Consider the following 26,145-nt stretch of genomic DNA (forward strand, 5'->3'; position numbering starts at 1 on the left):
AGCGGGGAGATTGATACCTTTTTCGAAGACTTTGTTCAGACTGTTGCGTTCGATCCGCTTGCCGCGAACCACGCCATTCATGTCTGCAATAAGGAGGTCGACGAACTGGACCTCGGGATGTTCCTTGAGGAACTCGCTCGGTTCAGTGAGCTGAACGGCACGCTGGGGTACCGACATGATGCAACACCTTTTTTGTTAAAAATTTCAATCATGCGGGGGGTAGGCTATGAGTCAATCCGAAAGCCTGTGGGATGTCAATAGCCGCCAAAAACGCCCTCTTGTGGGGCGTTGAGGCCGTTTTCAGGGCATTTTCGCCGGACGAAAAGCCGAAAAAAACCTCGCGTCGAAGGGTGTTCAGGAGTGCGTGTTCAATTTTTTACAGGCCTATTGTGTAAAAAAATGAACAACGCTAAGCTCGGCCAAACCCCATAACATCTACAAACAACGGGTGTCTCATGTCTCGCCTGCCGTTAATCGGCGTCACCGCCTGCACCAAGCAGATCGGTCTTCATCCCTACCACATTGCCGGCGACAAATATCTGCGTGCCGTCGTCAACGGCGCTGGCGGTCTCCCGCTGATCATTCCTGCGCTGGGCGAGTCGATCGACCAGGCAGCCCTGCTGGACAGCGTCGACGGCTTGCTCTTCACTGGCTCGCCGTCGAACGTCGAGCCCCGTCATTATAGTGGACCGGCGAGCGAGCCCGGCACCCTCCACGACTCCGACCGCGACGCCACCACGCTGCCGCTCGTCCGCGCCGCCATCGACGCCGGCATTCCGGTCCTCGGCATCTGCCGCGGTTTCCAGGAAATGAACGTGGCTTTCGGCGGTAGCCTGCACCAGAAGGTGCACGAGGTCGGAACCTTCATGGACCACCGCGAGCCGGCCGACCAGCCGCTCGAGGTTCAGTACGCGCCGCGCCATGCCATGCATGTGCAGCCGGGCGGAGTGCTCGCCGGCATCGGCTTGCCGAGCGAGTTCCAGGTCAATTCCATCCATGGCCAGGGCGTTGATCGTCTGGCGCCGGGCCTTCGAGTAGAAGCACTGGCGCCTGACGGGTTGGTCGAAGCCATCTCCGTAGAAGGTGCAAAAGCCTTCGCTCTTGGTGTGCAATGGCACCCGGAGTGGCAGGTTCTGACGAACCCCAACTATCTCGCTATCTTCCAGGCTTTCGGTAAGGCCTGCAGCAAGAGGGCGGGGCAACGTTGAGTCCGGCTGTTGGGGCCGGACTCTCAACCCTGAGGTCTTTATGACTACCAAGTTAGACCAGCTGACCAGCTGGCTGAAGGAACGCAAGATCACCGAAGTGGAATGCCTGATTTCCGATCTGACAGGCATCGCCCGCGGCAAGATCTCGCCGACCAACAAATTCATCGCGGAAAAGGGCATGCGCCTGCCGGAGAGCGTTCTGCTGCAGACCGTCACCGGCGACTACGTGGAAGACGACATTTACTACGACCTGCTCGACCCGGCCGACATCGATATGGTCTGCCGCCCGGACGAGAATGCCGTGTTCCTCGTCCCCTGGGCCATCGAGCCCACCGCGATGGTGATCCACGACACCTTCGACAAGCTCGGCAATCCCATCGAGCTGTCGCCGCGCAACATCCTCAAGCGCGTGTTGAAGATGTATGCCGACAAGGGCTGGCGGCCGATCGTGGCGCCAGAGATGGAGTTCTACCTGACCAAGCGCAGCGACGACCCCGACTATCCGCTGCAGGCCCCGGTGGGCCGCTCCGGACGCCAGGAAACCGGGCGCCAGTCGTTCTCCATCGACGCCGCCAACGAGTTCGACCCGCTGTTCGAGGACATGTACGACTGGTGCGAGGCCCAGGGCCTTGACCTGGATACGCTGATCCACGAGGAAGGCACCGCGCAGATGGAGATCAACTTCCGTCATGGCGACGCCCTCGACCTGGCCGACCAGATCCTGGTGTTCAAGCGCACCATGCGCGAGGCCGCGCTCAAGCACAACGTCGCCGCGACCTTCATGGCCAAGCCGATGACCGGCGAGCCGGGCAGCGCGATGCACCTGCACCAGAGCATCGTCGACGTGAAGACCGGCAAGAACATCTTCTCCAATGCCGACGGCACCATGAGCGAGCTGTTCCTGCACCATATCGGCGGCCTGCAGAAGTTCATCCCGGAAGTGCTGCCGCTGTTCGCGCCCAACGTGAACTCGTTCCGCCGCTTCCTGCCCGATACCTCGGCGCCGGTGAACGTCGAGTGGGGCGAAGAGAACCGTACCGTCGGCCTGCGCGTGCCGGACTCCAGCCCGGAGAACCGCCGGGTCGAGAACCGTCTCGCCGGCGCCGACGCTAACCCTTACCTGGCGCTGGCTGCCAGCCTGCTGTGCGGCTACATCGGCATGGTCGAAGGCATCAAGCCGAGCGCCCAGGTCAAAGGTCGCGGCTATGAACGCCGCAACCTGCGCCTGCCGCTGACGATCGAAGCGGCGCTGGAGCGCATGGAGAACTGCAAGCCCCTCGAGCAGTATCTCGGCAGCAAGTTCATCAGCGGCTACGTCGCGGTGAAGCGTGCGGAGCACGAGAATTTCAAGCGGGTAATCAGCTCCTGGGAGCGGGAATTCCTCCTGCTTTCCGTTTGATCCTGACCGGGGGCGGCCGGCGTGGTCCGCCGCTCCCGGACAGTCTTGAATAGAAGAGGTGTGACATGAACAGCCAAATCACCAACGCCAAGACCCGTGAGTGGCAGGCGTTGAGCCGCGACCACCATCTGCCGCCGTTCACCGACTACAAGCAGTTGAACGAGAAGGGCGCGCGGATCATCACCAAGGCCGAAGGCGTCTATATCTGGGACAGCGAGGGCAACAAGATCCTCGATGCGATGGCCGGCCTCTGGTGCGTCAACGTCGGCTACGGCCGCGAGGAGCTGGTCCAGGCCGCCACCCGGCAGATGCGCGAGTTGCCGTTCTACAACCTGTTCTTCCAGACCGCCCACCCGCCGGTGGTCGAGCTGGCCAAGGCGATCGCCGACGTCGCTCCGGAAGGCATGAACCACGTGTTCTTCACCGGCTCCGGCTCCGAGGCCAACGACACCGTGCTGCGTATGGTCCGCCACTATTGGGCGACCAAGGGCCAGCCGCAGAAGAAAGTGGTGATCGGCCGCTGGAACGGCTACCACGGCTCCACCGTCGCCGGCGTCAGCCTGGGCGGCATGAAGGCGTTGCATGAGCAGGGTGATTTCCCCATCCCGGGCATCGTCCACATCGCCCAGCCCTACTGGTACGGCGAGGGCGGCGACATGTCGCCGGACGAATTCGGCGTCTGGGCCGCCGAGCAGCTGGAGAAGAAGATTCTCGAAGTGGGCGAGGAAAACGTCGCCGCCTTCATCGCCGAGCCGATCCAGGGCGCCGGCGGCGTGATCGTCCCGCCGGACACCTACTGGCCGAAGATCCGCGAGATCCTCGCCAAGTACGACATCCTGTTCATCGCCGACGAAGTGATCTGCGGCTTCGGCCGTACCGGCGAGTGGTTCGGCAGCCAGTACTACGGCAACGCCCCGGACCTGATGCCGATCGCCAAGGGCCTCACCTCCGGCTACATCCCCATGGGCGGGGTGGTGGTGCGCGACGAGATCGTCGAAGTGCTCAACCAGGGCGGCGAGTTCTACCACGGCTTCACCTATTCCGGTCACCCGGTGGCGGCCGCCGTGGCCCTGGAGAACATCCGCATCCTGCGCGAAGAGAAGATCATCGAGAAGGTGAAGGCGGAAACGGCACCGTATTTGCAGAAACGCTGGCAGGAGCTGGCCGACCACCCGTTGGTGGGCGAAGCGCGCGGGGTCGGCATGGTCGCCGCCCTGGAGCTGGTCAAGAACAAGAAGACCCGCGAGCGTTTCACCGACAAGGGCGTCGGGATGCTGTGCCGGGAACATTGTTTCCGCAACGGTTTGATCATGCGCGCGGTGGGCGACACTATGATTATCTCGCCGCCGCTGGTGATCGATCCGTCGCAGATCGATGAGTTGATCACCCTGGCGCGCAAGTGCCTCGATCAGACCGCCGCCGCCGTCCTGGCTTGAGTCCCTGAGCGGACTTTTGCCAGACTGCGCCAGTGCGTTGGCCAGGCTCACCGGGTGGTGACGCGATCGGTTGCGCCACCGCCCGGATACTTCAACAAAAATGGAGCTACCCCGCATGATGAAACGTTTCGGTAAGACCCTGCTCGCCCTGACCTTGGCGGGCTCTGTGGCCGGTATGGCGCAGGCTGCGGACAACAAGGTACTGCACGTGTACAACTGGTCCGACTACATCGCGCCGGACACCCTGGAGAAGTTCACCAAGGAAACCGGGATCAAGGTCGTCTACGACGTCTACGACAGCAACGAAGTGCTGGAAGCCAAGTTGCTGGCGGGCAAGTCCGGGTACGACGTGGTGGTGCCGTCCAACTCCTTCCTCGCCAAGCAGATCAAGGCCGGGGTCTACCAGAAGCTCGACAAGTCCAAGCTGCCGAACTGGAAGAACCTGAACAAGGACCTGATGCACACCCTGGAAGTCAGCGACCCGGGCAACGAGCATGCGATTCCCTACATGTGGGGCACCATCGGCATCGGCTACAACCCGGACAAGGTCAAGGCGGCCTTCGGCGACAATGCGCCGGTGGATTCCTGGGACCTGGTATTCAAGCCGGAGAACATCCAGAAGCTGAAGCAGTGCGGCGTCAGCTTCCTCGACTCGCCGACCGAGATTCTCCCGGCGGCCCTGCACTATCTCGGCTACAAGCCGGACACCGACAATCCCAAGGAACTCAAGGCGGCCGAAGAGCTGTTCCTGAAGATCCGTCCCTACGTCACCTACTTCCACTCGTCGAAGTACATTTCCGACCTGGCCAACGGCAACATCTGCGTCGCCATCGGCTACTCCGGCGACATCTACCAGGCCAAGTCCCGCGCCGAAGAGGCGAAGAACAAGGTCACCGTCAAGTACAACATTCCCAAGGAAGGCGCCGGCAGCTTCTTCGACATGGTCGCCATTCCCAAGGACGCCGAGAACACCGAGGGCGCCCTGGCCTTCGTCAACTTCCTGATGAAGCCGGAAATCATGGCCGAGATCACCGACGTGGTTCAGTTCCCCAACGGCAACGCAGCGGCCACCCCGCTGGTGTCCGAGGCGATCCGCAACGACCCGGGCATCTACCCGAGCGAAGAGGTCATGAAGAAGCTGTATACCTTCCCCGACCTGCCGGCCAAGACCCAGCGGGCGATGACCCGCAGCTGGACCAAGATCAAGTCCGGCAAGTGATCCGCGAGGAGCCCGGCGGCGCCTGAAGCCGCCGGCGCTCCGGCACGAGAGAACCGGAACGCGGCCGGGTTTCCTCCGGCCACGCTCCCCTGCGAAGAGGTTCGACTCTTTTGCCCGTTCGTCCAGACGCTTCCTCCTGGGGGCCCGACGACCGGACGCAGTATCGACGACGAAGACGCTGCCATGGGCGCTGCGCCAATCTGCCGCGCCGGGGCCGGTCGTGTCGCTCGCACCGGGGCCGAGGGCCCGGAAAACCTGAAACCAACACGCCGGTAGGGAACCCAGCTCACTCATGTTTCCCGGCGGAATCGTCGGGTTGTCATGAAACCCGAGTGATCTGGGCTTACATCGGCACTTGAAGAACACGGGTCGAACAGGCAGGGTGCTGCCGTGAAAAGGCCCGGAACAGGAGTCGGACATGCAACATTCCATTGGCAAGACACTGCTGGTAGCCGCTCTGGCTACGGCGATCGCGGGCCCCGTGCAGGCGGAGAAGAAGAGCCTGCACATCTATAACTGGACCGATTACATCGCTCCCACCACCCTCAAGGACTTCACCAAGGAGAGCGGGATCGACGTCAGCTACGACGTCTTCGACTCCAACGAGACCCTCGAGGGCAAGCTGGTCTCCGGCCACTCCGGCTATGACATCGTGGTGCCGTCGAACAACTTCCTCGGCAAGCAGATCCAGGCCGGTGCCTTCCAGAAGCTGGACAAGAGCAAGCTGCCGAACTGGAAGAACCTCGATCCGGCGCTGCTCAAGCAACTGGAGGTCAGCGACCCGGGCAACCAGTACGCGGTTCCCTACCTGTGGGGCACCAACGGCATCGGTTACAACGTGGCCAAGGTCAAGGAAGTCCTCGGCGACCAGCCGATCGACTCCTGGGCCATCCTCTTCGAGCCGGAGAACATGAAGAAGCTCGCCAAGTGCGGCGTAGCCTTCATGGACAGCGGCGACGAGATGCTGCCCGCCGCCCTCAACTACCTGGGGCTGGACCCCAACACCCACGACCCGAAGGACTACAAGAAGGCCGAGGAAGTCCTGACCAAGGTTCGCCCCTACGTCAGCTACTTCCACTCCTCCAAGTACATCTCCGACCTGGCCAACGGCAACATCTGCGTCGCCTTCGGCTATTCCGGGGACGTCTTCCAGGCCGCTGCCCGCGCCGAAGAGGCCGGCAAGGGCATCGACATCCAGTACGTGATTCCCAAGGAAGGCGCCAACCTGTGGTTCGACCTGATGGCGATTCCCGCCGATGCCAAGGCCGCCGATAACGCCTATGCGTTCATCGACTACCTGCTGCGTCCGGAGGTGATCGCCAAGGTCAGCGACTACGTCGGCTACGCCAACGCGATACCGGGGGCCCGCCCGCTGATGGACAAGAGCGTCAGCGACAGCGAGGAGGTGTATCCGCCGCAGGCCGTGCTCGACAAGCTCTACGTTTCCGCCGTGTTGCCGGCCAAGGTGCTGCGCCTGCAGACCCGTACCTGGACCCGGATCAAGACCGGCAAATAAGTTCAAATTCCGCCCGGTAGCGTGACCGGGCTCAACGACTTGGGAGTTGTGGTAATGGCGATAGCCTCCGGTGCCTACAAGAAAGCCCTAGAGGGCAACCAGCAGCCGAAAGAGGTGCTGGTAAAGATCGACCGGGTAACCAAGCAGTTCGACGAGACGCTGGCGGTGGACACCGTGTCCCTGACCATCAACAAGGGCGAGATCTTCGCCCTGCTCGGCGGCTCCGGCTCGGGTAAATCCACCCTGTTGCGCATGCTCGCCGGTTTCGAGCGGCCCACCGAGGGGCGGATCTTCCTCGATGGCCAGGACATCACCGACCTGCCGCCCTACGAGCGACCGATCAACATGATGTTCCAGTCCTATGCGCTGTTCCCGCACATGAGCGTGGCGCAGAACATCGCCTTCGGCCTCAAGCAGGACGGCCTGCCCAAGGCCGAGATCGACGAGCGCGTGGCCGAGATGCTCAAGCTGGTGCACATGACCCAGTACGCCAAGCGCAAGCCGCACCAGCTCTCCGGCGGCCAGCGCCAGCGGGTGGCCCTGGCCCGTTCGCTGGCCAAGCGGCCGAAGCTGCTGCTGCTCGACGAGCCGATGGGCGCGCTGGACAAGAAGCTGCGCTCGCAGATGCAACTGGAACTGGTGGAGATCATCGAGCGCGTCGGCGTGACCTGCGTGATGGTGACCCACGACCAGGAAGAGGCCATGACCATGGCCCAGCGCATCGCCATCATGCACCTGGGCTGCATCGAGCAGATCGGCAGCCCGATGGACATCTACGAGACCCCGGCGAGCCGCCTGGTCTGCGAGTTCATCGGCAACGTCAACCTGTTCGACGGCGTGCTGGTGGAGGACGTGCAGGACCATGCGGTGATCGCCTGCCCGCAGCTGGAGAACCCGATCTACATCGGCCACGGCATCAGCACCCGCGCCGAGGACAAGCGCATCACCTACGCGCTGCGGCCGGAGAAAGTGATGATCAGCGCGCAGAAGCCGGACAACCTGGAACACGCCGGGCACAACTGGGCCCAGGGCACCGTCTACGACATCGCCTACCTTGGCGGCCACTCGGTGTACTACATCAAGCTGGCCTCCGGGATGATCGTCCAGGCCTTCATGGCCAACGCCGAGCGCCACGTCGCCCGGCCGACCTGGGACCAGTCGGTGTACATCAGCTGGTACGACGACAGCGGCGTGGTACTGCAGTCATGAAATTCGCCAACAGCCTGAAAAAGCGCATGCCCACCGGGCGGCATGCGGTCATCGGGGTGCCGTTCCTGTGGCTCTTCCTGTTCTTCCTGCTGCCCTTCGCCATCGTGCTGAAGATCAGCCTGGCGGAAGCGGACGTGGCCATCCCGCCCTACACCGAGATCTTCGCCTACGCGGACCAGCAGTTGCAGGTGCTCCTCAACCTCGGCAACTACCTGATGCTGACCGATGACCCGCTCTACATCGATGCCTACCTCGGCTCGCTGAAGATGGCCTTCATCAGTACCCTGATCTGCCTGCTGGTGGGCTACCCGATGGCCTACGCCATCGCCCGCTCCAGCCAGTCCTCGCAGACTGTCCTGCTGCTGCTGATCATGATGCCGACCTGGACGGCGATCCTGATCCGGGTCTATGCCTGGATGGGCATCCTTTCCAACAACGGCCTGCTCAACAGCGTACTGATGGGGCTGGGGCTCATCAGCGAGCCGCTGACCATCCTCAATACCAACATCGCGGTGTACATCGGCATCGTCTATTCCTACCTGCCGTTCATGATCCTGCCGCTCTACGCCAACCTGGTGAAGCACGACCCGAGCCTGCTGGAGGCCGCTTCCGACCTGGGCGCGCGTAACTTCACCAGCTTCTGGAAGATCACCGTGCCGCTGTCGAAGAACGGCATCATCGCCGGCTGCATGCTGGTGTTCATCCCGGCGGTGGGCGAGTTCGTCATCCCGGAACTGCTCGGCGGCCCCGAGACCCTGATGATCGGCAAGGTGCTCTGGCAGGAGTTCTTCAACAACCGCGACTGGCCGGTGGCGTCCGCCCTGGCGGTGGTAATGCTGGCGATCCTGATCATCCCGATCATCCTGTTCAACAAGAACCAGGCCAAAGAACTGGAGGGCAAGGTATGAGCCAGCACAGCGTATCCCGCTCCGTATCCCGTTCAACAGGCTCTCCATCCAGAAGCGTGGCCAAAGAACTGGAGGGCAAGGTATGAAGCGCTGGAATTTCTCCAACGTCATGCTGATCGTCGGCCTGCTCTTCATCTACCTGCCGATGCTGATCCTGGTGATCTATTCGTTCAACGCCTCCAAGCTGGTGACGGTGTGGGGCGGCTGGTCGGTGAAGTGGTACGTCGGCCTGCTGGACAACACCCAACTGGTCAGTTCGGTCGGCCGCTCCCTGGAGATCGCCTTCTATACGGCGTTCTCCTCGGTGCTCCTCGGCACCCTGGCGGCCTTCGTCCTCACCCGCATCCCGCGCTTCCGCGGTCGTACGCTGTTCGGCGGCATGGTCACCGCGCCGCTGGTGATGCCGGAAGTGATCACCGGCCTGTCGCTGCTGCTGTTGTTCGTGGCCATGGCGCAACTGATCGGCTGGCCGCAGGAACGGGGTATCGTGACCATCTGGATCGCCCACACCAGCTTCTGCTCGTCCTACGTGGCGGTGGTGGTGTCGGCGCGCCTGCGTGAACTCGACCTGTCGATCGAGGAAGCGGCGATGGACCTGGGCGCCAAGCCCTGGAAGGTGTTCCTGCTGATCACCATCCCGATGATCGCGCCCTCGCTGGCGGCGGGCGGCATGATGTCCTTCGCCCTGTCGCTGGACGACCTGGTACTGGCCAGCTTCGTCTCCGGACCCGGCTCGACCACCTTGCCGATGGAAGTGTTCTCGGCGGTACGCCTGGGCGTGAAGCCGGAGATCAACGCGGTGGCCAGCCTGATCCTGCTGAGCGTTTCGCTGTTCACCTTCTTCGCCTGGTACTTCACCCGCCAGGCCGAGGAGCGGCGTCGCCGGGCGATCCAGCAGGCGATGGAAGAGACCGCGACCGACTGGCAGAAAGGCTCGCCGACCCCGGCCTGAGCCCTCCGCCGAAAAGAAAAGGCCACCTGCGGGTGGCCTTTTTCATTGGCGCGTCGGTGGCGGGAAATGCCTGGCTACGCTCCGTAGGACGAATAACGCCCGAGGTGTTATCCGCCGATACCCTGTTGTATCCGGCGGACAACCACCATCCGGTTACTCGCCCTACGCCACGCCGGGCGGATGCTCCGCCGGCCGGCTCAGCGCTTCGGTTCCAGCACCAGCACGCCCTTGCTGTTCGCCTTCACCTCGTTTTCCTCGTAGTGCTGCGGCAGGTAGTGGCCCTCGATGTAGGCCTCGGCCTGGTCGTCGTAGTGGCCGTCGAAGGGCACGCCGCTCTGCCCGACCGGGTTGATGCCAAGGCTGTGGGTCGGGTCGGCGAAGTCCACCAGGCGCCGGGTCGATGGGCCGTAGGTGACCGCCCAGGGGGCCGGGCCGATCTTCGCCGACAGGTTGTTCGGTACCTCGTGGGTGCCGGGGGCGGCGAACGGACCGACGTTGAGAAGGCGCTTGAGCAGCGCTTGCTGGCCCAGGGCGTGCTCGTGGGTCAGGGTATGCGCCTTGCCCCACAGCCAGCCGGACGGGTCGTTGCCGAGGGTGCCGCGCAGATGCGCGAGGGAGGCGTTCCAGGCGGCCCTGACGATATCCGCGCGGGTTTCCCGGCGTTCTGTGCGGCGGTCGTCCCACCAGGGCGAGTCGGCGTCGCCAGCCAGCCGAGGCAGCGCGCTGTCGATGGCGCGGGTGGCGATCAGACTGTCGAAGAAGGCATCGCCCAGTTCGTCGTGCAAGGCGCTCTCGGCAATCTGGAACAGCAACTGGTTGAACAGCGTGGCGGCGGTCGAGTCGACCGGGTAGTCGCCCTTCCAGGCCGCCAGTTGCTCGACCAGGCGCTTGCCTTCGGCGTCGTCGACCACCTCGCGCAGGACCGGCAGCAAGGGTGCGAGCAGGCGCGGCGCGTAGCCGGTGCGATTGCCGAGTTGCAGCGCGCGGCTGTTGTCCAGGTTCCATTTGGTGCCGCGGTCGGCCAGTTGGGTATCCAGCCACTGGCCGCGGTCCGCCAGGTTGTAGTAGCCGGGAATCGGCCGGCCATTGGCCGGGACCGGCTGGAAGTTGGCGGAGACGATGTAGCCGCGCGCCGGGTTTTCCTCCTGCGGGTTGTCGGCGAACGGATAGAAGCCGGACTTGTCCGCCTCGCCCTTGCTGCCGTCGAGGATGAAGCTCGGGTTCACTCCCTCCGGCCGCTTCGGCAGGGCCGCCGAGGCCCACCAGCCGATATCGCCGGCGGCATTGGCCCAGACCAGGTTGAGTCCTGGCGAATGGATCTTCGAGGCCGCCGCGCGGGCCTTGGCCAGGGTATCGGCGCGATTCAGCTGGTAGAAGGCGTCGAGCACCGGGTTCTCGGTCTCGAGGAAAGCCCACCACATGGCGATCGGGGTCTTGCCGGAGCTGGCGCCGAGGGCGTCGTTGACGATCGGACCGTGGGGCGAGCGGCGCAGGGTGAGCTTCACCGGCGCAGCGCCCTTGACCGCGATTTCCTGCTCCTCGCTCTGCAGGTCGACCCATTTGCCCTGGTACCAGACCTGGTTGGGGTTGTCCGGGTTGACCTTCTCGGCGACCAGGTCGAGGTCGTCGTTCTGGAACATCGTCAGGCTCCAGCCGAACGCGCGGTTGTGGCCCAGCGAGGCGAAGGGGTTGAGCGCCTGGTGGTGGCCATAGAGTTCGAAACCGGGCGCGCTCAGCTGGGCCTCGTACCATACCGCCGGCGCGGCGAAGCGGATATGCGGGTCGCCGGCCAGCAGGGGCTTGCCGCTGGCGGTGCGGCTGCCGGCGACGACCCAGGCGTTGCTGCCCTCGAACTGCGGCAGGCCGGCGTCCTCCAGGGCCTGCTGGCTGAGACGGGCGAGGGCGCCAAGGTCCTTCCAGTCGCCGGCGCCCAGTGCGCCGGAGGGCGTCAGCACGCCCTGCGGATGCCAGTCGAGATCGAAGATGCGCAGGTAGTCGCTGCCCAGTTCGTCGCGGATGTAGGTCAGCACCGGCTCGGTGCGGAAGGCGGCGGCGAAGCTGTAGGCCATGTAGCCGGCGATGCTCAGGGTGTCTTCGGGGGTGAAGGGACGCCTGGGTATGCCCAGCAGGTCGAATTCGAGCGGCGCCGGGTTGTTTTCCTGGAACTGGTTGACCCCGTCCAGGTAGGCCTCCAGCACCTTCCAGGGCTGCGACTGCTTGTCCTGGCGGGCGCTGTATTCGGCGGCGTGGTCGCGGATGCGCAGGGTGCGGAACAGACGGTCGGTATCCACCAGCTTGGGTCCGAGCACTTCGGCCAGCTCGCCGCGCGCCAGGCGCCGCAGCATTTCCATCTGGAACAGGCGGTCCTGGGCGTGCACGTAGCCGAGGGCGCGGTAGAGGTCGGTCTGGTTCTGCGCATACAGGTGCGGAACCCCGCGCTCGTCGTAGCGCACGTCGACCGGCGCCTGCAGGTGGGCCAGGGCGAGCGAGCCGTTGCGGAGCGGCTGCTTGGCATGGAGGTACCAGGCGCCGCCGGCAGCCGCGGCGGCGACCGCCACGGCGATCACGGTCAGGGTGCGTTTCATCGATCCTTTCTCCTTGTTGTAGTGCCGAGCATTCTGCGGATGCCGCCGGCCCGCGGCATTGACCGAATGCTCGGACCCTGGAAGTCTTTGGTCAATCGCGAGGAGCCGCCATGCAGGACGACCCGTCTACCAGCCCCCTGACCCATTCCGCCACGTTGCGGCGTCTGTTGTATGAAGCCCTGGACGCCCTCGGGCTCGACCCCACCCGCGTCTACCGCAGCGTCTACCGGCGTATCCCGCTGCCGCCGCCGACCCTGGGCGGCCGCCTGGTGCATGACAACGCCCCGTTGTTCTGGACCGAACTGGCGGCGGTGACCGGCGATGCCGACATCGGCCTGCACCTGGGCGAGGCAATGAAGCCGCGCCTGCTCGATGTGGTCGGCTACCTGCTGCTGTCCGCGCGCGACCTGGAGGAGGCGCTGCGCAGCTTCGTGCGTTTCCAGCACATTCTCTCCGGCGGTTTCGCCGCGCGCCTCGAGGTCGAAGGGGAAACGGCAAGGCTGATCCTCGACATCAACTACCTGGGCTATGCCTCGCTGCGCCAGCAGATCGAATGCCTGATGCTGCTGTTCCTCAAGCTGCTGGCGCTGATCAGCGACGACGAGTTCGTCGCCGAGCGCATCGAGTTCCGCCACCGAGCCCCGCCGCGGCTGGGCGAACACCGCCGGTTGTTCGGCAGGCTGCCGCTGTTCTCGCGGCCGCACGATGCCCTGGTGTTTTCCGCCGCCTTGCTGCGGCGTCCTTCGCGCAACGCCAATCCGGACATGCATGGCGTGCTGACCCGCCACGCGGAAGAACAGTCCCGCGAACTCAGCGAGAACCGCTTGCTCAATCGCGTGCGCTACCTGATCGAGCTGCGCCTCGGGGAGGGCTATGGCTTGCGCCAGTGCGCGGCGGAGCTGGGCCTTGGCAGCGGTGCCTTGCAGCGTGCGCTGGCCGCTGGGGGAGCGAGTTTCCGGCAGGTTCGCGATGAGGTTCGCCGGCAGCGGGCGAGCGAGATGCTGTTGGCCGGTCGCGCCATCCGCGAGGTGGCCAAGGCTTGCGGGTTCGCCGAGCTGTCGCCGTTCTACCGGGCCTTTCGCCGCTGGCACGCCGCGCCCCCGGAGCAATACAGGGCGCGGCTGGCGAAGCGGGAAGAGGGTTACTCGACCAGCGGTACCTGACGGCCGATCTCCAGGGTGGCGATGGCGTCGAGCTGGATCTCGATCTGCAGGAAGCGCATGGCGCGCTTGGGCGAGACGTTCTTGGCGATGCGCTTGACGTACTTGTCGCGCAGTTCCAGGCGGTCCTCCTGGAGGTCGTCGACACGCTCGATCAGCGTGCTCGCCTGGTCGTCGCTGACGTTGCCGCTGTTGTAGGCCTGGGCGTAGTCGAGCAGGAGCTTGAGGGTTTCCTTGCTGAGCTTGTCCGACTCGGTGCGGTAGGTGTTGTAGATCGGCCAGAACTTCTCGCCTTCCTGGTCGGTGAGGTTCATGTTGGCCTCGACGATGCGCTTGCGCTTGTAGTCGACGTCGGCCAGGTCGTTCTGGATCTGCGCCTGGTGCTCCTTCATCAGTTCCTTGCTGCTGGGCTGAGGGTCGTTCTGGGCGGCCATCAGCGGCAGGCTGACGAGGGCGAGCAGGGCGAGGGTGGGACGTAGGGACATGCAGCGACTCCTTGGTTCGGCAACGGCCCCTCGTGGGCCGACCCGGGCAGTGTAGCCGCTACGCCGTCCGGCGCCCCCTCCGGAAGGCCCGGTGTTGAGCCAGGTCAGCCTTTTTCCGGGGTCCAGGGGCAGTAGCAACCCACGGCGAGGGTATGGGTGGCATCCACCGGACGTCCCTGCAGCAGCGCTTCGAGGATCGGTTCGATGAAGCTGTTGCTGGAGGTGCATACCGCGCCCTCGCTATAGGGGCCGAAGTAGGCCAGGCGGCCGTCGCGGTCCCAGATCGCCACGGCCGGGCTGGCCGGCAACTGCTCGGAACCGGGCAGACCGGCGAGGGGGCGCAGGGCGGCCAGGTTGTCCGGCAGGCGGCCCTGGCTGCCAGGCTTCTGCAGGACATGGAACTCCACGCCCTTGCCGGCGAAGCGTTCGATCAGCTCGCCGAGGTGCTGCTGGTTGCCGACGTTGCAGGGGCAGGCCGGGTCCCAGAAATGCACCAGGCGGATCGCCCCCGGCCCGGCCAGCTCGGCCGGCAGGCGCAGGCTGTCGCCGGAGAACAGGGTGGTCTGCTCGCTGAACGGGCGGATGTAGCGGATCTCGAACCACCAGTAGGCGGCGAGCAGGCCGCCGGCCCAGAGCAGGCCGACCAGGCTGACGAGGAGCGTCTTGCGGCGGGGAGTCATGGCATTCACACGGAAAACGGGTGCCAAGCTTGCCATGTGTTCGCGCGCAGCTGAATATCCCTGGGTTTCGCCCGTGGCCCGGCCACGAATAGATTGCAGCCCGGAACCGCCGATGTCAGAAGCCTTCAACCCCGATTACCTGCGCCAGCACCTGCGACCCTTGGCCGCGGCCGAGGCGGACGCCGCCGTCCTCGCCTACCAGGCCTACTACGGCCTGGACCTGCGCTCCCGCCATCCGCGCCTGCAAGCGCGGCTCGGCAGCATGGCGGTCGACGGGCGCCGCCTGGCGGTGCAGGCCTGGCTGCTGCCGGAGGCGCGCGGCAGCCTGTTGCTGATGCATGGCTATTACGACCACATGGGACTGTATCGGCACGTGGTCGACTGGGCGCTGGGCATGGGCTTCTCGGTGCTCGCCTGCGACCTGCCGGGGCATGGCCTGTCCGAAGGCGAGCGGGCCAGCATCCGCGACTTCGCCGAATACCAGGCGGTGTTCAAGGGCCTGCTGGGCCAGGCTGCCGAACTCGACCTGGCGGCGCCCTGGCACCTCTGCGGACAAAGCACCGGTGGGGCGATCCTGCTGGACTACCTGCTGCACGGCGGCGAACGTCCCGAGCTGGGCGAGACGATTCTCCTGGCGCCGCTGGTGCGCCCGCGCGCCTGGGGCTGGTCGAAGCTCAGCTACCGCCTGCTGAGCCCCTTCGTCGACTCGATCCCGCGGCGCTTCTCGGAGAACTCCAGCGATCCGCAGTTCCTCGACTTCCTCCGCGAGCACGATCCGTTGCAGCCACGCACCCTGCCGACCGCCTGGGTCGGCGCGCTGACCCGCTGGGTGCCGCGCATCGAGCGGGCGCCTCGGCGTGCCCTGAGCCCCCTGGTGGTGCAGGGCGAGTCCGACGAGACGGTGGACTGGCGCCATGGCCTTAAGGTGCTGCGGGAGAAATTCGACGAGCCGCGGATACTGTTGCTGGAAGAGGCGCGCCATCACCTGGCGAACGAAAGCGAGGGGCTGCGGCGGCGCTATTTCGATTTCCTGAGCGACGCGCTGGGGGCCTGAATTCCAGGCCCCGCGGCGATCAGGGGGCGACCGCCTGGTCCACCGCCAGGCCGGCTTTCAGCGCGGCCAGGGCCGCCTGGTAGTAGCTGCGGCCGGACGGCGACTCGGCGAAGTTCACGTACTGGGTGAGTTCCGCGTCGGAGAGATCGCGGTAGACATACAGCAGGGTGTTCTCCAGGTCCGCGCCGATCTGCTGCACCAGGCGCTGGCGCTGGCCTTCCAGCAACTGGCCGGTCTGTCCGCCGCCAAGCAGGCCGGGGAGGCCCGGAAGCATTTGGCTGAGGCTGTCGGCGGCGACCCCGGCCAGGGCCAGGCTGACTTCCGCACCGGCCTCTCGGGCCGGAAGGACCTGGGCCAGGCGCTTCACCAGGGCCCGGCGCGGCTCGCTGGCGGTCTGCCGCGGCAGGCCGTTGCTGTGCTGGAGCAACTGGTCGCGGCGGGTGGCGAGCACCTCGGCGGCGACCACCTTGCGCCCCAGCGGCGACTCGAAGAAATTCAGCGGGCTGGCGCTGTCCGGCAGGTTCTCGCGCAGGCCGTTGAGGGCGCGCTGGTCGACTTCGGCCGGGGCGAAGCGGCGATTGCTGTTGTCCACCAGGGTCTGGTAGAGCGCGGGTGGCAGCTTGTCCTGGTAGCGCTTCTGCGCCGCGTCCAGGGCATCGCTGAAATGCGCGCGCTGGTCGGGCCAGCCAGCGGCCTGGTACAGGCGTTGATAAGGGTCGGCCAGGGCGGGCAGACCAACCAGCAGTAAAGCGAAGGCGAGCAAAGCGCGCATTGATACTCCTTTGGCGGCGAAAGCCTCGTCGTTCGGGTGGTGCCGTCCATGGGGCGCTATTGTCGACATGCGGCGGACCGCTTGTCGAGACACCGGGGCGGCACGCTACAATGGACAATGCACATCAACGTCAATCATCCACTCCTGCATCGCATCGTCGATGAACTGGTCGACCAGGGCTGGTCGCACCAGAGCATCTTCATGCCTGAGCGTCTGACCACCAGATTGGCCGAAGAGTGCCGCACCCGTGCGGTCGCGGGCGACCTGACCCCGGCGGCGATCGGCCGCGGCGACGGCCAGGTGATCCGCGAAGGCATCCGCGGCGACCTCACGCAATGGCTGGAGCCCGGAGAATCCGTGGCCTGCGACGAATACCTGGGGGTGATGGACAGCTTGCGCCAGGCGCTCAACGCCTCGCTGTTCCTCGGCCTCGAGGATTTCGAGTGCCACTTCGCGCTGTACCCGCCGGGCGCCTATTACCAGAAGCATGTCGATCGTTTCCGCGACGACGACGCACGCACCGTCTCCGCGGTTCTCTACCTCAACGATGCCTGGTTGCCCGAGCATGGCGGCGCGCTGCGCCTGCACCTGCCGCAGCGGCAGGTGGACATCCAGCCGACGGGCGGTAGCCTGGTGGTGTTCATGTCCGCCGGCACCGAGCACGAAGTCCTGCCCGCCAGCCGCGACCGGCTGTCGCTGACCGGCTGGTTCCGCCGGCGCAACGAATCTCTCCTGCAACTCTCCTGAACCCTCGGCGGGGTCGCCGCCTCAGTGACCCCAGACCTTGATCGTGCCGCGCAGGTCGGTGATGTCGCGCAGTTCGATGCGGCCGATCGAGTTGTCGCCGATGTACAGGTCGCTGGCCACCCGCAGGCGGATGCGCTGCGCCGGCAGGCCGCTGGCGATCAACTGGTCGTTGATGGTGGCGAGGTCCGGCAGGCTGATCGCCAGTTGCTGCCCGCCGCCGCTGCCGGTGGTCACGTCCAGTGCCAGGGTCGGCTGCTCGACGCCGAAGATCGGCAGGCTCAGGCCGAGCTGGGCGGCGCCCAGGGGGATGTTGCCGCCGCGCCCGTCCGGGCAGTCGCCGGCCTTCACGCAGCCGTTGTCGATCACCAGGTTGCGCAGCGAGAGGCTGCCGCCGTCGTCCACCCAGGCGACCCTGGCCGCGCCGGCGCGCAGGTCCAGGCGCAGGCTGATGCCGGCCTGGCCGGTGACCTGGCTGAGACTGTCGTTGTCCAGGGCCTCCATGGCCGCCTGGCTGGCAGCGCTGGCGAGCAGCGCGGGGGCCAGGAAAAACGGTAGAAGCGAGCGGGTCGGGAGCATGACGGGCGGGTCCTTCGCGGTTGCGCGGGAAGCCAGTCTGCTCGGGGCGGCGGAGGTTCGCCATGGGCCGCCCGCAGTTCTATCCTAAGGATCGGCAAGAAATAGCCCTGGTCCCCGCCATACGGGCGCTGGAGCGCTACCGCGAGGCCTAACTCCGGTTGGGTCGAGGGCGGGTTTCCCCGGTGCTTCCCGGCTACTGTTACCGGGCGTGACCATCGGTGAGCGGCAGGCTACTCTGTGTGCCTGTCAAAGGGGTGGAGCATCCATGCAGAAGGTTCTGGTCAGCCGTTGCCTGCTGGGCCACCTGGTGCGCTACGACGGTGGCAGCCATGGCCCGTTCGACCTGCTCTCGCGCTGGCATGCGCAGGGGCGGATCGTCGCCCTTTGCCCGGAGGTCGCCGGCGGCCTGCCGACGCCCCGCCCGCCAGCGGAGATCCCCGGCGGCCAGGGCGGCGAAGTGCTGGACCGGCTGAACCGGGTCTTCACCGTCGACGGCGAGGATGTCAGCGAAGCATTCCTGCTGGGTGCGGAGGCGGCAGTGGAGCTGGTCCGCCGCCATGACATCCGGATGGCCGTGCTCAAGGCGCGCAGTCCTTCCTGCGGCAACCTGGAGAACTACGACGGGCGCTTCAACGGCAGCCGGGTCGCCGGCGAGGGCGTCACCGCCGCCGCCCTCAAGCGCATGGGCGTGCTGGTCTTCAACGAAGACGAGCTGGACCGCGCCGCGGTCTGCCTGGCCGGCCTCGACGCCGGCGGCTGAACGCTCAGCGCCGCAGCGGCGCGGTCAAGCGGTTCTCCAGGGCTTTCTGCACACGCTCGAAGAGCGCCGAAAGCAGCCAGTAGATCCCGGCGGCAGCGAGATAGAGCGGCAGCGGCTGGAAGGTCTCGGCGATGACCTCCTTGGTCGCCAGCATCAGCTCGGTCACGGTGATCACGGAGATCAGCGAAGTGTCCTTGATCAGGCTGATCAGGCTGTTCGACAGGCTCGGCACCGCCAGGCGCAGGGCCTGCGGAGTGATGATGTTCCACAGGGTCTGGCCCCAGGTCAGGCCGACCGAGAGCCCGGCTTCCCATTGTCCCTTGTCGATGCCGAGGATCGCCCCGCGCATGGACTCCGAGAGATAGGCCGCGACATTCAGGGTCAGCGCCAGGATGCCCGCGGTGACCGGGGTGAACTCGATGCCGACGCTCGGCAGCCCGTAGTACAGGACGAAGATCTGCACCAGCAGTGGCGTCCCGCGGAAGGCGCTGACGTAGACCGCGGCGATCTGCGAGACCACCGGCACCTTGGTCACCCGGACCACCGCGACGCTGAAGCCGAGGATCAGGCCCAGGACCATCGATACCGCGGCGAACAGCACGGTATACATCGCGCCCTGGAGCAGGAAGGGCCAGGCCATCCCGAGCAGCTCGACCAGGTTGGCGAGCCATTCGAGCAATTTCTGCAGCGAATTCATTCAACACTCCATCGACAAACACGACGGCCGCGTCCCTCGGACGCGGCCGCTTCCCCCGTTCGGGCGGGAACTCACTTCGGCGGCTGGCTGACGTCCAGGCCGAACCACTTTTCCGAGAGCTTGGCGAAGCGGCCGTCGGCCTTGATCTTCTCCAGCGCCGCGTTCAGCGCCTCGCCGAACTTCGGGTTGTTCTTCCGGTAGGGAATCGCCATGTTCGCCACCGGTCCCACCGCCGCGCCGGGCTTGACCGGGAGCTTGGCCTCGCGGATGGCGAAGGGGATCAGCAGGCGGTCGTTGAGCGCCGCGTCGATGCGTTTGCTGGCCAGGTCCTGCAGGTATTCCGGGGCGCCCGGATAGGTGCGCACGTTGACGCCGGCCACCGACTTCGCCAGGTCGGCGTAGTTGGTGCCCTGGCCGACGCCGAGCTTGAGGCCCTTGAGGTCTTCCAGCGACCTGAACTGGCGGGTGTCGTCGGCGCGCACGATCAACTGGGCGCTGGAGATGGTGTACGGCTCGCTGAAGTCGAAGACCTTGCGCCGCTGCTCGTTCACCGAGACCTGGTTCAGCGCGATGTCGTACTTGCCGCTCTGCAGGCCGGCGAGGATGCCGCTCCATTCGGTGGTGACGAATTCCGGCTTGACCTCCAGCTCGGCGGCCAGCAGTTCGCCCAGTTCGGTCTCGAAGCCGGTGAGCTTGCCGCCCTGCTTGAAGTTGAACGGCGGATAGGTGCCCTCCAGGGCGATGCGCAGGGCGCCGCGCTGGTGGACGTCGTCGAGCAGCTCGGCATGGGCCAGCGGGGCGGCCAGGGATACCAGCATCAGCAGGCGGGGCAGAAATCGCATGTAGTACTCCTCGGGTGGGAATGAACGTCGGTCGGGCCTATGCTGTTCGTTCAGCTTAGCCGGGCCCGCGTCCTGGACAATCGCGAACCTACTGGGTTGCATGCGGTCTTTCCAGGGGTTGCGGGCATTGACCCGGATTATGTGCGCGAGCGCCGCTCTAACACGGGCTTCGCAGTGGAAATCGCTGTGCCAGCGATGCCTTTCCCTGATTCGGAAGGCACGAAGAGTGCCGGGGAAATTCCGTCCAGTGGCGTTTCCCGGGTGCTAACGGAAGTGAAAACAGGAGACTCCCATGAGAGTGACATTGCCTTGCCTCGGTCTAGCCGCCCTGATGTTCGGCGCATCCGCCAGCCTGATGGCTGCCGACCTGCCTCGGACTAAGGCGCCCGAAGGGGCGAAAGTGTATTTCATCACGCCGGCCGATGGTGCAACCGTCGACAAGACCTTCACCGTGAAATTCGGCCTGAAAGGCATGGGCGTGGCGCCGGCCGGCGTCGACATGCCGGATACCGGCCACCATCACCTGCTGGTGGACCTGAAGGAGCAGCCGGCGATGAACCTGCCGCTGCCGATGACCGACAACATCCGCCACTTCGGCAAGGGCCAGACCGAAACCGAGATCACCCTGCCGCCGGGCAAGCACACCCTGCAACTGCTGGTGGGCGACAAGAACCACGTGCCGCTGGAGCCGACCGTGGAGTCGGAGAAGATCACCGTTACCGTCAAGTGACGGAAACGAAAAAAGGAGGCCGCTGGGCCTCCTTTTTCCTTTCCGCCGGACGCTACCTTAGAACAGCACGCGGCTACGGATGGTGCCGTTGACCTGCTGGAGTTTCTCCAGGGCCAGGTCGGAGTACTCGGCGTCGACGTCGATCACCACGTAGCCGACCTTATCGTTGGTTTGCAGGTACTGGCCGGAAACGTTGATGCCGTTGTCGGCGAAGACCTTGTTGATCTCGCTCATCACGCCGGGGATGTTGGCGTGGATGTGCAGCAGGCGGTGCTTGCCCGGGTGCGACGGCAGGGCCACTTCGGGGAAGTTGACCGAGGACACCGAGGTGCCGTTGTCGCTGTACTTGACCAGCTTCTCCGCCACTTCCAGGCCGATGTTGGCCTGTGCCTCGGCGGTGGAGCCGCCGATGTGCGGGGTCAGGATCACCCGGTCCAGGCCACGCAGCGGGCTGGCGAATTCCTCGTCGTTGGATTTCGGCTCGACCGGGAACACGTCGATGGCGGCGCCGATCAGGTGCTCATCCTTGATCGCGGCGGCCAGGTGGTCCAGCTCGACCACGGTGCCGCGCGCGGCGTTGATCAGGATGCCGCCCTTCTTCATCGCGCGGATTTCCTTCTCGCCGATCATCCACTGGGTGGAGGGCAGTTCGGGAACGTGCAGCGAGACGATGTCGGACATGCCCAGCAGCTCGTGCAGGCTGCCGATCTGCACCGCGTTGCCCAGCGGCAGCTTGGTCACGGTGTCGTAGAAGAACACCTGCATGCCCAGGGCCTCGGCGAGTACCGAGAGCTGGGTGCCGATCGAACCGTAGCCGACGATGCCGAGCTTCTTGCCACGGATCTCGAAGGAGTTCGCCGCGCTCTTGATCCAGCCGCCGCGATGGCAGGAAGCGTTCTTTTCCGGGATGCCGCGCAGCAGCAGGATCGCCTCGGCCAGTACCAGCTCAGCCACAGAGCGGGTGTTCGAGTAGGGCGCGTTGAACACGGCGATACCGCGTTCGCGAGCGGCGTTGAGGTCGACCTGGTTGGTGCCGATGCAGAAGCAGCCGACCGCGATCAGTTTCTTCGCGCAGTCGAAGACCTCTTCGGTCAGCTGGGTGCGGGAGCGAATGCCGATGAAGTGCGCATCGGCGATCCTTTCCTTCAGCTCGTCGCCGGAAAGCGCGGTCTTGAGGTACTCGATGTTGGTGTAGCCGGCGGCCTTCAGCGTGTCCACGGCGTTCTGGTGGACACCTTCGAGAAGAAGGAACTTGATCTTGCTCTTGTCGAGAGAGGTCTTGCTCATCTGCGTAAACCTGTTGTCCCGGAGGAAGTGGCTGGAAAGCGAACTGCGCGAAGCGGGTCCGGCCGGCGCTGGCCGGCACCCGCAACTCGGCGCCCAGAGGCACTAAGCGCGGGGGGCGTATGCTAGCATGTTCTCCCTTTTCCTTGCCCGGTTGCGACCTGAGTTGTTCTCAGGGCGACCATGAATCATTTGAGAGTTCCCGAATGACCCGCGAAGCCCTGATCGAATCGCTCAAGCCCCTGGTCGAGCCTGGCAAGCTGCTCGACGACGCCGCCTCCCTGGACGCCTACGGCAAGGACTGGACCAAGCATTTCGCCCCTGCGCCGCTGGCCATCGTGTTCCCCAAGAGCGTCGAGCAGGTCCAGGCGATCGTCCGCTGGGCCAACCAGCACAAGGTCGGTCTGGTCCCGTCGGGCGGCCGTACCGGGCTCTCCGCCGCGGCCGTGGCGGCCAACGGCGAAGTCGTGGTGGCCTTCGACTACATGAACCGGATCCTCGACTTCAATGCCTTCGACCGCACCGTGGTCTGCCAGCCCGGCGTGGTTACCAAGCAACTGCAGACCTTCGCCGAGGAAAACGGCCTGTACTACCCGGTTGACTTCGCTTCTTCCGGTTCCAGCCAGATCGGCGGCAATATCGGCACCAATGCCGGCGGGATCAAGGTCATTCGCTACGGCATGACCCGTAACTGGGTGGCCGGGATGAAGGTCGTCACCGGCAAGGGCGACCTGCTCGAGCTGAACAAGGACCTGATCAAGAACGCCACCGGCTACGACATGCGCCAGCTGTTCATCGGCGCCGAAGGTACCCTGGGCTTCGTGGTCGAGGCGACCATGCGCCTGGAGCGCACGCCGAAGAACCTCACCGCTATGGTCCTCGGCACGCCCGACTTCGACTCGATCATGCCGGTGCTGCATGCCTTCCAGAGCAAGCTCGACCTGACCGCCTTCGAGTTCTTCTCCGACAAGGCCCTGGCCAAGGTCCTGGCCCGTGGCGACGTACCACGGGCGTTCGAAACCGACTGCCCGTTCTACGCCCTGCTGGAGTTCGAGGCGACCACCGAGGAAGTCGCCAACGAGGCGCTGGCCACCTTCGAGCACTGCGTCGAGCAGGGCTGGGTGCTGGACGGGGTGATGAGCCAGAGCGAGCAGCAGTTGCAGAACCTGTGGAAGTTGCGCGAGTACATCTCCGAGACCATCTCCCACTGGACGCCGTACAAGAACGACATCTCGGTCACGGTTTCCCGGGTGCCCGCCTTCCTCAAGGACATCGACGCCATCGTCGAGGCCAACTACCCGGACTTCGAGGTGGTGTGGTTCGGCCACATCGGCGACGGCAACCTGCACCTGAACATCCTCAAGCCGGAAAACCTCGGCAAGGACGAGTTCTTCGCCAGGTGCGCGACCGTCAACAAGTGGGTGTTCGAGACCGTCGAGAAGTACAACGGCTCGATTTCCGCCGAGCATGGCGTGGGCATGACCAAGCGCGACTACTTGACCTACACCCGCTCGGAAACCGAAATTGCCTATATGAAGGCACTGAAGGCGGTGTTCGACCCCAACGGGATCATGAATCCCGGCAAGATCTTCGCCGAGTAGCAGGTTTCGCAACGCAGAGGGCCGGTCATCCGGCCCTTCTCGTCTGTGGCGGGCGCCACGGATGCCCTTCCACCCGTTCAGGAGTCGGTAAATGAGTTACCAGCATCAATATATCGACGGCACCCCGATCCACTTCCCCCTGGGCAAGCTGGTCTGCGTCGGGCGCAACTACGCCGAACACGCCAAGGAACTGAACAACCCGGTTCCCACCGAGCCGCTGCTGTTCATCAAGCCCGGCTCCTGCGTGGTGCCGGTGAGCGGCGGGCTGAGCCTGCCGCAGGAGCGCGGCTCGGTACACTACGAGGCGGAAATCGCCGTGCTGATCGGCAAGCCGCTGTCGCGCAAGCCGAACCGCGAGGAGGTCCTCGACGCGATCTCCGGCTATGCGCCGGCGCTGGACCTGACCTTGCGCGAGGTCCAGGCGAAACTGAAGGAAAAGGGCCTGCCCTGGGAGCTGGCAAAGAGCTTCGATGGCGCCGGCGTGCTGTCGCCGTTCGTGAACGCCGACCAGTTCCCCGACCCGACCGACATCGGCATCCGCCTGACCATCAACGGCGAGGTGCGCCAGGACGGCAACAGCCGCGACATGCTCAATCCGATCGTGCCGCTGATCCAGCACATCGCCGGGCATTTCTCGCTACAGGCCGGCGATGTGGTGCTGACCGGCACGCCGTCCGGGGTCGGGCCGCTGAACAGCGGCGACGAGTTGCTGCTCGAATTGCCGGGCGCCAGCCGTTTCGAGACCCGCGTGCTCTGAACCGCTGCGGCCGCCGGGGGCGGCCGACCTCCCTAGCGCCGGCAGCGGAAGCGACTGTCGGTCGGCTGGGCGACGCTTCGATTGACAGGCCGGGGGCAATGCCCTTTCATGGCGACGCCCAAGAAAACACCTGGCCAAACAGTCGAGCCTCGCCCATGTCCCTTGCCTCCAAGCTTCCCCGTTTCCGCTGGCTGCTGCCGGCGTTCGTCGTGCTCGTCGGCGTGGTGCTGACCATCGTCATGCATTGGGACGATCGCGCCGGCCTTTGGTGGAAGGAAAGCCAGGCCAGCCAGCAGCAGCGCGACGACAGCATCTGGCTGCCGGGCTATCGGGTGGTGATCGACGCCAAGCCGTTGCAGGGCCTGGAGGAGGAAGAAACCTCGGACCTGGCCTACAACCCGGCAACCAGGACCCTGTTCACCGTTACCGGCAAGCGGCCGCTGCTGGTGGAGCTGTCGCTCACCGGCGACGTGCTGCGCACCATCCCGCTGCTCGGCCTGAGCAATCCCGAAGGCGTGGCGGTGCTGGAGAACGGCAACGTCGCGGTGACCGACGAGCGCCGCAATACCCTGACCATCTTCCATGTCGACCCGCAGACCGCCGAACTGAGCACCAAGAGCCTGGCCGAATTCCCGCTGGGCAATATCGGCAAGAAGAACAAGGGCTTCGAGGGCATCGCCTGGGATCCGCGCCAGCAGCGTCTGTTGCTGAGCAAGGAGCGCGATCCGATGACCCTGTTCAGCTGGAAGAGCGACGGCGGGCCGAGCCTGAGCGGGGCGATGACCGCGCTACCGAGCGACGACCTTTACATGCGCAACGTCTCGGCGCTCAGCGTCGACCCGCGTACCGGGCATACGCTGGTGCTGTCGGCCGAATCGCATCTGCTGCTGGAGCTGGACGAGAAGGGCGAACCGGTCAGCTTCATCAGCCTGCTCGGCGGCTTCAACGGCCTGGACAGCAAGATCCCGCGCGCCGAAGGGGTGGCCATCGACGACGAGGGCACCATCTACATGGTCAGCGAGCCGAACCTGTTCTACGTGTTCCGCAAGAAGAGCGGCGAGCGCCTGGCCACCAGCGACGCCGATTAAGCTTCGCTTAAGCGCCGATTAAGCCTGGTTTCAGCAAGGCTTCGTAGCCTGGACCCATCGAAACCAACTACGAGGCGTTACCCATGAAACTTCGTCACCTGCCCCTCATCGCTGCCATCGGCCTGTTCTCCACCGTCACCCTGGCCGCCGGCTATACCGGCCCGGGCGCTACCCCGACCACCACCACGGTGAAGGCCGCGCTGGAAGCCGCCGACGACACCCCGGTGGTCCTCCAGGGCACCATCGTCAAGCGCATCAAGGGCGACATCTACGAGTTCCGCGATGCCACCGGCAGCATGAAGGTGGAGATCGACGACGAAGACTTCCCGCCGATGGAAATCAACGACAAGACCCGGGTCAAGCTGACCGGCGAAGTCGACCGCGACCTGGTCGGCCGCGAGATCGACGTCGAGTTCGTCGAAGTGATCAAGTAAGGCCCTGAATCGAAACGGCCCGCCTCCCGGAAGAGAGGCGGGCCGT

General features: G+C 65.2%; 25 protein-coding genes and 1 pseudogene. 17 read left to right on the forward strand and 9 right to left on the reverse strand.

Translation table 11 applies throughout. The features are described from left to right. Window positions 1-177: pseudogene (locus HMPREF2581_RS32980) on the reverse strand (glutamine synthetase); the annotation flags it as partial. 278 nt (window positions 178-455) lie between these two features. On the opposite strand from HMPREF2581_RS32980, the gene HMPREF2581_RS15435 reads away from it, so the two are divergent. From HMPREF2581_RS15435 to HMPREF2581_RS15470, 8 genes are all read left to right on the forward strand, one after another. Beyond that, a complete protein-coding gene (locus HMPREF2581_RS15435) occupies window positions 456-1,208 on the forward strand; it encodes a gamma-glutamyl-gamma-aminobutyrate hydrolase family protein (RefSeq protein WP_003112938.1) in 753 nt (250 codons plus the stop codon). A gap of 40 nt (window positions 1,209-1,248) precedes the next feature. Beyond that, a complete protein-coding gene (locus HMPREF2581_RS15440) occupies window positions 1,249-2,607 on the forward strand; it encodes a glutamine synthetase family protein (RefSeq protein ID WP_003084290.1) in 1,359 nt (452 codons plus the stop codon). A 65-nt stretch (window positions 2,608-2,672) separates the two neighbouring features. Next, window positions 2,673-4,043, forward strand: coding sequence for a putrescine--pyruvate aminotransferase (spuC, locus tag HMPREF2581_RS15445; RefSeq protein WP_003084297.1), 1,371 nt, complete (start codon window positions 2,673-2,675; stop codon window positions 4,041-4,043). 115 nt (window positions 4,044-4,158) lie between these two features. Beyond that, window positions 4,159-5,262 (forward strand): putrescine-binding protein SpuD, encoded by a 1,104-nt coding sequence (gene spuD, locus HMPREF2581_RS15450; protein ID WP_003084299.1) that lies wholly within the window; start codon window positions 4,159-4,161, stop codon window positions 5,260-5,262. Between the two features lie 418 nt (window positions 5,263-5,680). Next, complete coding sequence (gene spuE, locus HMPREF2581_RS15455; protein ID WP_003084301.1) at window positions 5,681-6,778, forward strand: spermidine-binding protein SpuE; 1,098 nt, start codon at window positions 5,681-5,683, stop codon at window positions 6,776-6,778. A gap of 54 nt (window positions 6,779-6,832) precedes the next feature. Beyond that, window positions 6,833-7,987 carry a polyamine ABC transporter ATP-binding protein gene (potA, locus tag HMPREF2581_RS15460; protein WP_003084303.1) on the forward strand — a complete coding sequence of 385 codons (1,155 nt, stop codon included), beginning with the start codon at window positions 6,833-6,835 and terminating at the stop codon, window positions 7,985-7,987. Between the two features lie 26 nt (window positions 7,988-8,013). Continuing rightward, entirely contained in the window at window positions 8,014-8,895 is an 882-nt protein-coding gene (locus tag HMPREF2581_RS15465; protein ID WP_003121722.1) for an ABC transporter permease subunit, read from the forward strand. A gap of 82 nt (window positions 8,896-8,977) precedes the next feature. Beyond that, entirely contained in the window at window positions 8,978-9,847 is an 870-nt protein-coding gene (locus tag HMPREF2581_RS15470) for an ABC transporter permease subunit (protein WP_003084307.1), read from the forward strand. A gap of 197 nt (window positions 9,848-10,044) precedes the next feature. Here the strand turns inward: HMPREF2581_RS15470 and hacB are convergent, their stop codons facing one another. Beyond that, the gene (hacB, locus tag HMPREF2581_RS15475; protein ID WP_004364970.1) at window positions 10,045-12,432 is read right to left on the reverse strand and encodes an N-acylhomoserine lactone acylase HacB; all 2,388 of its coding nucleotides are present in this window, start codon (window positions 12,430-12,432) and stop codon (window positions 10,045-10,047) included. A gap of 110 nt (window positions 12,433-12,542) precedes the next feature. Here hacB and HMPREF2581_RS15480 point away from each other — a divergent pair, with 110 nt between their 5' ends. Continuing rightward, the gene (locus HMPREF2581_RS15480; RefSeq protein WP_004364972.1) at window positions 12,543-13,595 is read left to right on the forward strand and encodes an AraC family transcriptional regulator; all 1,053 of its coding nucleotides are present in this window, start codon (window positions 12,543-12,545) and stop codon (window positions 13,593-13,595) included. On the opposite strand, the gene HMPREF2581_RS15485 is transcribed toward HMPREF2581_RS15480, so the two are convergent. Both HMPREF2581_RS15485 and HMPREF2581_RS15490 read right to left on the reverse strand, forming a co-directional pair. After that, entirely contained in the window at window positions 13,574-14,077 is a 504-nt protein-coding gene (locus HMPREF2581_RS15485) for a hypothetical protein (RefSeq protein WP_003084314.1), read from the reverse strand. The two genes, HMPREF2581_RS15480 and HMPREF2581_RS15485, sit on opposite strands and share 22 nt — an antisense overlap. A gap of 104 nt (window positions 14,078-14,181) precedes the next feature. Further along, the gene (locus HMPREF2581_RS15490; RefSeq protein ID WP_003118762.1) at window positions 14,182-14,793 is read right to left on the reverse strand and encodes a DUF6436 domain-containing protein; all 612 of its coding nucleotides are present in this window, start codon (window positions 14,791-14,793) and stop codon (window positions 14,182-14,184) included. Between the two features lie 76 nt (window positions 14,794-14,869). Between HMPREF2581_RS15490 and HMPREF2581_RS15495 the strand changes: the two genes are divergently transcribed. Then, window positions 14,870-15,811 carry a phospholipase BipL gene (locus tag HMPREF2581_RS15495; RefSeq protein WP_003084318.1) on the forward strand — a complete coding sequence of 314 codons (942 nt, stop codon included), beginning with the start codon at window positions 14,870-14,872 and terminating at the stop codon, window positions 15,809-15,811. 19 nt (window positions 15,812-15,830) lie between these two features. On the opposite strand, the gene HMPREF2581_RS15500 is transcribed toward HMPREF2581_RS15495, so the two are convergent. Then, on the reverse strand, window positions 15,831-16,583 hold the full coding sequence (locus HMPREF2581_RS15500; RefSeq protein ID WP_004364975.1) for a hypothetical protein: 753 nt from the start codon (window positions 16,581-16,583) through the stop codon (window positions 15,831-15,833). 48 nt (window positions 16,584-16,631) lie between these two features. Here HMPREF2581_RS15500 and HMPREF2581_RS15505 point away from each other — a divergent pair, with 48 nt between their 5' ends. Beyond that, window positions 16,632-17,330, forward strand: a complete 699-nt coding sequence (locus HMPREF2581_RS15505; protein ID WP_003128868.1) for a 2OG-Fe(II) oxygenase — start codon at window positions 16,632-16,634, stop codon at window positions 17,328-17,330. A 21-nt stretch (window positions 17,331-17,351) separates the two neighbouring features. Here HMPREF2581_RS15505 and HMPREF2581_RS15510 read toward each other — a convergent pair whose 3' ends face one another. Further along, complete coding sequence (locus HMPREF2581_RS15510) at window positions 17,352-17,906, reverse strand: DUF6160 family protein (RefSeq protein ID WP_003084327.1); 555 nt, start codon at window positions 17,904-17,906, stop codon at window positions 17,352-17,354. A gap of 265 nt (window positions 17,907-18,171) precedes the next feature. Here HMPREF2581_RS15510 and HMPREF2581_RS15515 point away from each other — a divergent pair, with 265 nt between their 5' ends. Next, window positions 18,172-18,666, forward strand: a complete 495-nt coding sequence (locus HMPREF2581_RS15515; protein ID WP_003084333.1) for a 2-thiouracil desulfurase family protein — start codon at window positions 18,172-18,174, stop codon at window positions 18,664-18,666. A 4-nt stretch (window positions 18,667-18,670) separates the two neighbouring features. Here the strand turns inward: HMPREF2581_RS15515 and HMPREF2581_RS15520 are convergent, their stop codons facing one another. Together HMPREF2581_RS15520 and HMPREF2581_RS15525 are read right to left on the reverse strand one after the other, a co-directional pair. Continuing rightward, the gene (locus tag HMPREF2581_RS15520) at window positions 18,671-19,363 is read right to left on the reverse strand and encodes an amino acid ABC transporter permease (RefSeq protein WP_003084339.1); all 693 of its coding nucleotides are present in this window, start codon (window positions 19,361-19,363) and stop codon (window positions 18,671-18,673) included. Between the two features lie 71 nt (window positions 19,364-19,434). Further along, complete coding sequence (locus tag HMPREF2581_RS15525) at window positions 19,435-20,205, reverse strand: cystine ABC transporter substrate-binding protein (RefSeq protein ID WP_003084341.1); 771 nt, start codon at window positions 20,203-20,205, stop codon at window positions 19,435-19,437. A gap of 292 nt (window positions 20,206-20,497) precedes the next feature. On the opposite strand from HMPREF2581_RS15525, the gene HMPREF2581_RS15530 reads away from it, so the two are divergent. Continuing rightward, window positions 20,498-20,935 carry a DUF4399 domain-containing protein gene (locus HMPREF2581_RS15530; RefSeq protein ID WP_003084345.1) on the forward strand — a complete coding sequence of 146 codons (438 nt, stop codon included), beginning with the start codon at window positions 20,498-20,500 and terminating at the stop codon, window positions 20,933-20,935. 57 nt (window positions 20,936-20,992) lie between these two features. Here HMPREF2581_RS15530 and serA read toward each other — a convergent pair whose 3' ends face one another. Next, on the reverse strand, window positions 20,993-22,222 hold the full coding sequence (gene serA / locus HMPREF2581_RS15535) for a phosphoglycerate dehydrogenase (RefSeq protein WP_003084348.1): 1,230 nt from the start codon (window positions 22,220-22,222) through the stop codon (window positions 20,993-20,995). Window positions 22,223-22,425: 203 nt separating this feature from the next. Between serA and HMPREF2581_RS15540 the strand changes: the two genes are divergently transcribed. The 4 genes from HMPREF2581_RS15540 (at window position 22,426) to HMPREF2581_RS15555 (ending at window position 26,099) form a co-directional block, all read left to right on the forward strand. Continuing rightward, a complete protein-coding gene (locus HMPREF2581_RS15540) occupies window positions 22,426-23,820 on the forward strand; it encodes an FAD-binding oxidoreductase (RefSeq protein ID WP_003084351.1) in 1,395 nt (464 codons plus the stop codon). Window positions 23,821-23,911: 91 nt separating this feature from the next. After that, on the forward strand, window positions 23,912-24,577 hold the full coding sequence (locus HMPREF2581_RS15545) for a fumarylacetoacetate hydrolase family protein (protein ID WP_003110705.1): 666 nt from the start codon (window positions 23,912-23,914) through the stop codon (window positions 24,575-24,577). Between the two features lie 98 nt (window positions 24,578-24,675). After that, a complete protein-coding gene (locus tag HMPREF2581_RS15550) occupies window positions 24,676-25,665 on the forward strand; it encodes an SdiA-regulated domain-containing protein (protein ID WP_004364976.1) in 990 nt (329 codons plus the stop codon). An 83-nt stretch (window positions 25,666-25,748) separates the two neighbouring features. Continuing rightward, window positions 25,749-26,099 carry a NirD/YgiW/YdeI family stress tolerance protein gene (locus tag HMPREF2581_RS15555; RefSeq protein WP_003084357.1) on the forward strand — a complete coding sequence of 117 codons (351 nt, stop codon included), beginning with the start codon at window positions 25,749-25,751 and terminating at the stop codon, window positions 26,097-26,099. The last annotated feature ends 46 nt before the right edge of the window (window positions 26,100-26,145 follow it).

It is taken from the genome of Pseudomonas sp. HMSC057H01 (assembly GCF_001836405.1).
GTDB classification, from domain to species: Bacteria; Pseudomonadota; Gammaproteobacteria; order Pseudomonadales; family Pseudomonadaceae; genus Pseudomonas; species Pseudomonas aeruginosa.

Bases quoted from the DNA above. Each gene is read 5' to 3' on its own strand.
- HMPREF2581_RS15435 (WP_003112938.1), top strand. From the start codon at position 456: ATGTCTCGCCTGCCGTTAATCGGCGTCACCGCCTGCACCAAGCAGATC.
- HMPREF2581_RS15440 (WP_003084290.1), top strand. From the start codon at position 1,249: ATGACTACCAAGTTAGACCAGCTGACCAGCTGGCTGAAGGAACGCAAG.
- spuC (WP_003084297.1), top strand. From the start codon at position 2,673: ATGAACAGCCAAATCACCAACGCCAAGACCCGTGAGTGGCAGGCGTTG.
- spuD (WP_003084299.1), top strand. From the start codon at position 4,159: ATGATGAAACGTTTCGGTAAGACCCTGCTCGCCCTGACCTTGGCGGGC.
- spuE (WP_003084301.1), top strand. From the start codon at position 5,681: ATGCAACATTCCATTGGCAAGACACTGCTGGTAGCCGCTCTGGCTACG.
- potA (WP_003084303.1), top strand. From the start codon at position 6,833: ATGGCGATAGCCTCCGGTGCCTACAAGAAAGCCCTAGAGGGCAACCAG.
- HMPREF2581_RS15465 (WP_003121722.1), top strand. From the start codon at position 8,014: ATGCCCACCGGGCGGCATGCGGTCATCGGGGTGCCGTTCCTGTGGCTC.
- HMPREF2581_RS15470 (WP_003084307.1), top strand. From the start codon at position 8,978: ATGAAGCGCTGGAATTTCTCCAACGTCATGCTGATCGTCGGCCTGCTC.
- hacB (WP_004364970.1), bottom strand. From the start codon at position 12,432: ATGAAACGCACCCTGACCGTGATCGCCGTGGCGGTCGCCGCCGCGGCT.
- HMPREF2581_RS15480 (WP_004364972.1), top strand. From the start codon at position 12,543: ATGCAGGACGACCCGTCTACCAGCCCCCTGACCCATTCCGCCACGTTG.
- HMPREF2581_RS15485 (WP_003084314.1), bottom strand. From the start codon at position 14,077: ATGTCCCTACGTCCCACCCTCGCCCTGCTCGCCCTCGTCAGCCTGCCG.
- HMPREF2581_RS15490 (WP_003118762.1), bottom strand. From the start codon at position 14,793: ATGGCAAGCTTGGCACCCGTTTTCCGTGTGAATGCCATGACTCCCCGC.
- HMPREF2581_RS15495 (WP_003084318.1), top strand. From the start codon at position 14,870: ATGTCAGAAGCCTTCAACCCCGATTACCTGCGCCAGCACCTGCGACCC.
- HMPREF2581_RS15500 (WP_004364975.1), bottom strand. From the start codon at position 16,583: ATGCGCGCTTTGCTCGCCTTCGCTTTACTGCTGGTTGGTCTGCCCGCC.
- HMPREF2581_RS15505 (WP_003128868.1), top strand. From the start codon at position 16,632: ATGGGGCGCTATTGTCGACATGCGGCGGACCGCTTGTCGAGACACCGG.
- HMPREF2581_RS15510 (WP_003084327.1), bottom strand. From the start codon at position 17,906: ATGCTCCCGACCCGCTCGCTTCTACCGTTTTTCCTGGCCCCCGCGCTG.
- HMPREF2581_RS15515 (WP_003084333.1), top strand. From the start codon at position 18,172: ATGCAGAAGGTTCTGGTCAGCCGTTGCCTGCTGGGCCACCTGGTGCGC.
- HMPREF2581_RS15520 (WP_003084339.1), bottom strand. From the start codon at position 19,363: ATGAATTCGCTGCAGAAATTGCTCGAATGGCTCGCCAACCTGGTCGAG.
- HMPREF2581_RS15525 (WP_003084341.1), bottom strand. From the start codon at position 20,205: ATGCGATTTCTGCCCCGCCTGCTGATGCTGGTATCCCTGGCCGCCCCG.
- HMPREF2581_RS15530 (WP_003084345.1), top strand. From the start codon at position 20,498: ATGAGAGTGACATTGCCTTGCCTCGGTCTAGCCGCCCTGATGTTCGGC.
- serA (WP_003084348.1), bottom strand. From the start codon at position 22,222: ATGAGCAAGACCTCTCTCGACAAGAGCAAGATCAAGTTCCTTCTTCTC.
- HMPREF2581_RS15540 (WP_003084351.1), top strand. From the start codon at position 22,426: ATGACCCGCGAAGCCCTGATCGAATCGCTCAAGCCCCTGGTCGAGCCT.
- HMPREF2581_RS15545 (WP_003110705.1), top strand. From the start codon at position 23,912: ATGAGTTACCAGCATCAATATATCGACGGCACCCCGATCCACTTCCCC.
- HMPREF2581_RS15550 (WP_004364976.1), top strand. From the start codon at position 24,676: ATGCCCTTTCATGGCGACGCCCAAGAAAACACCTGGCCAAACAGTCGA.
- HMPREF2581_RS15555 (WP_003084357.1), top strand. From the start codon at position 25,749: ATGAAACTTCGTCACCTGCCCCTCATCGCTGCCATCGGCCTGTTCTCC.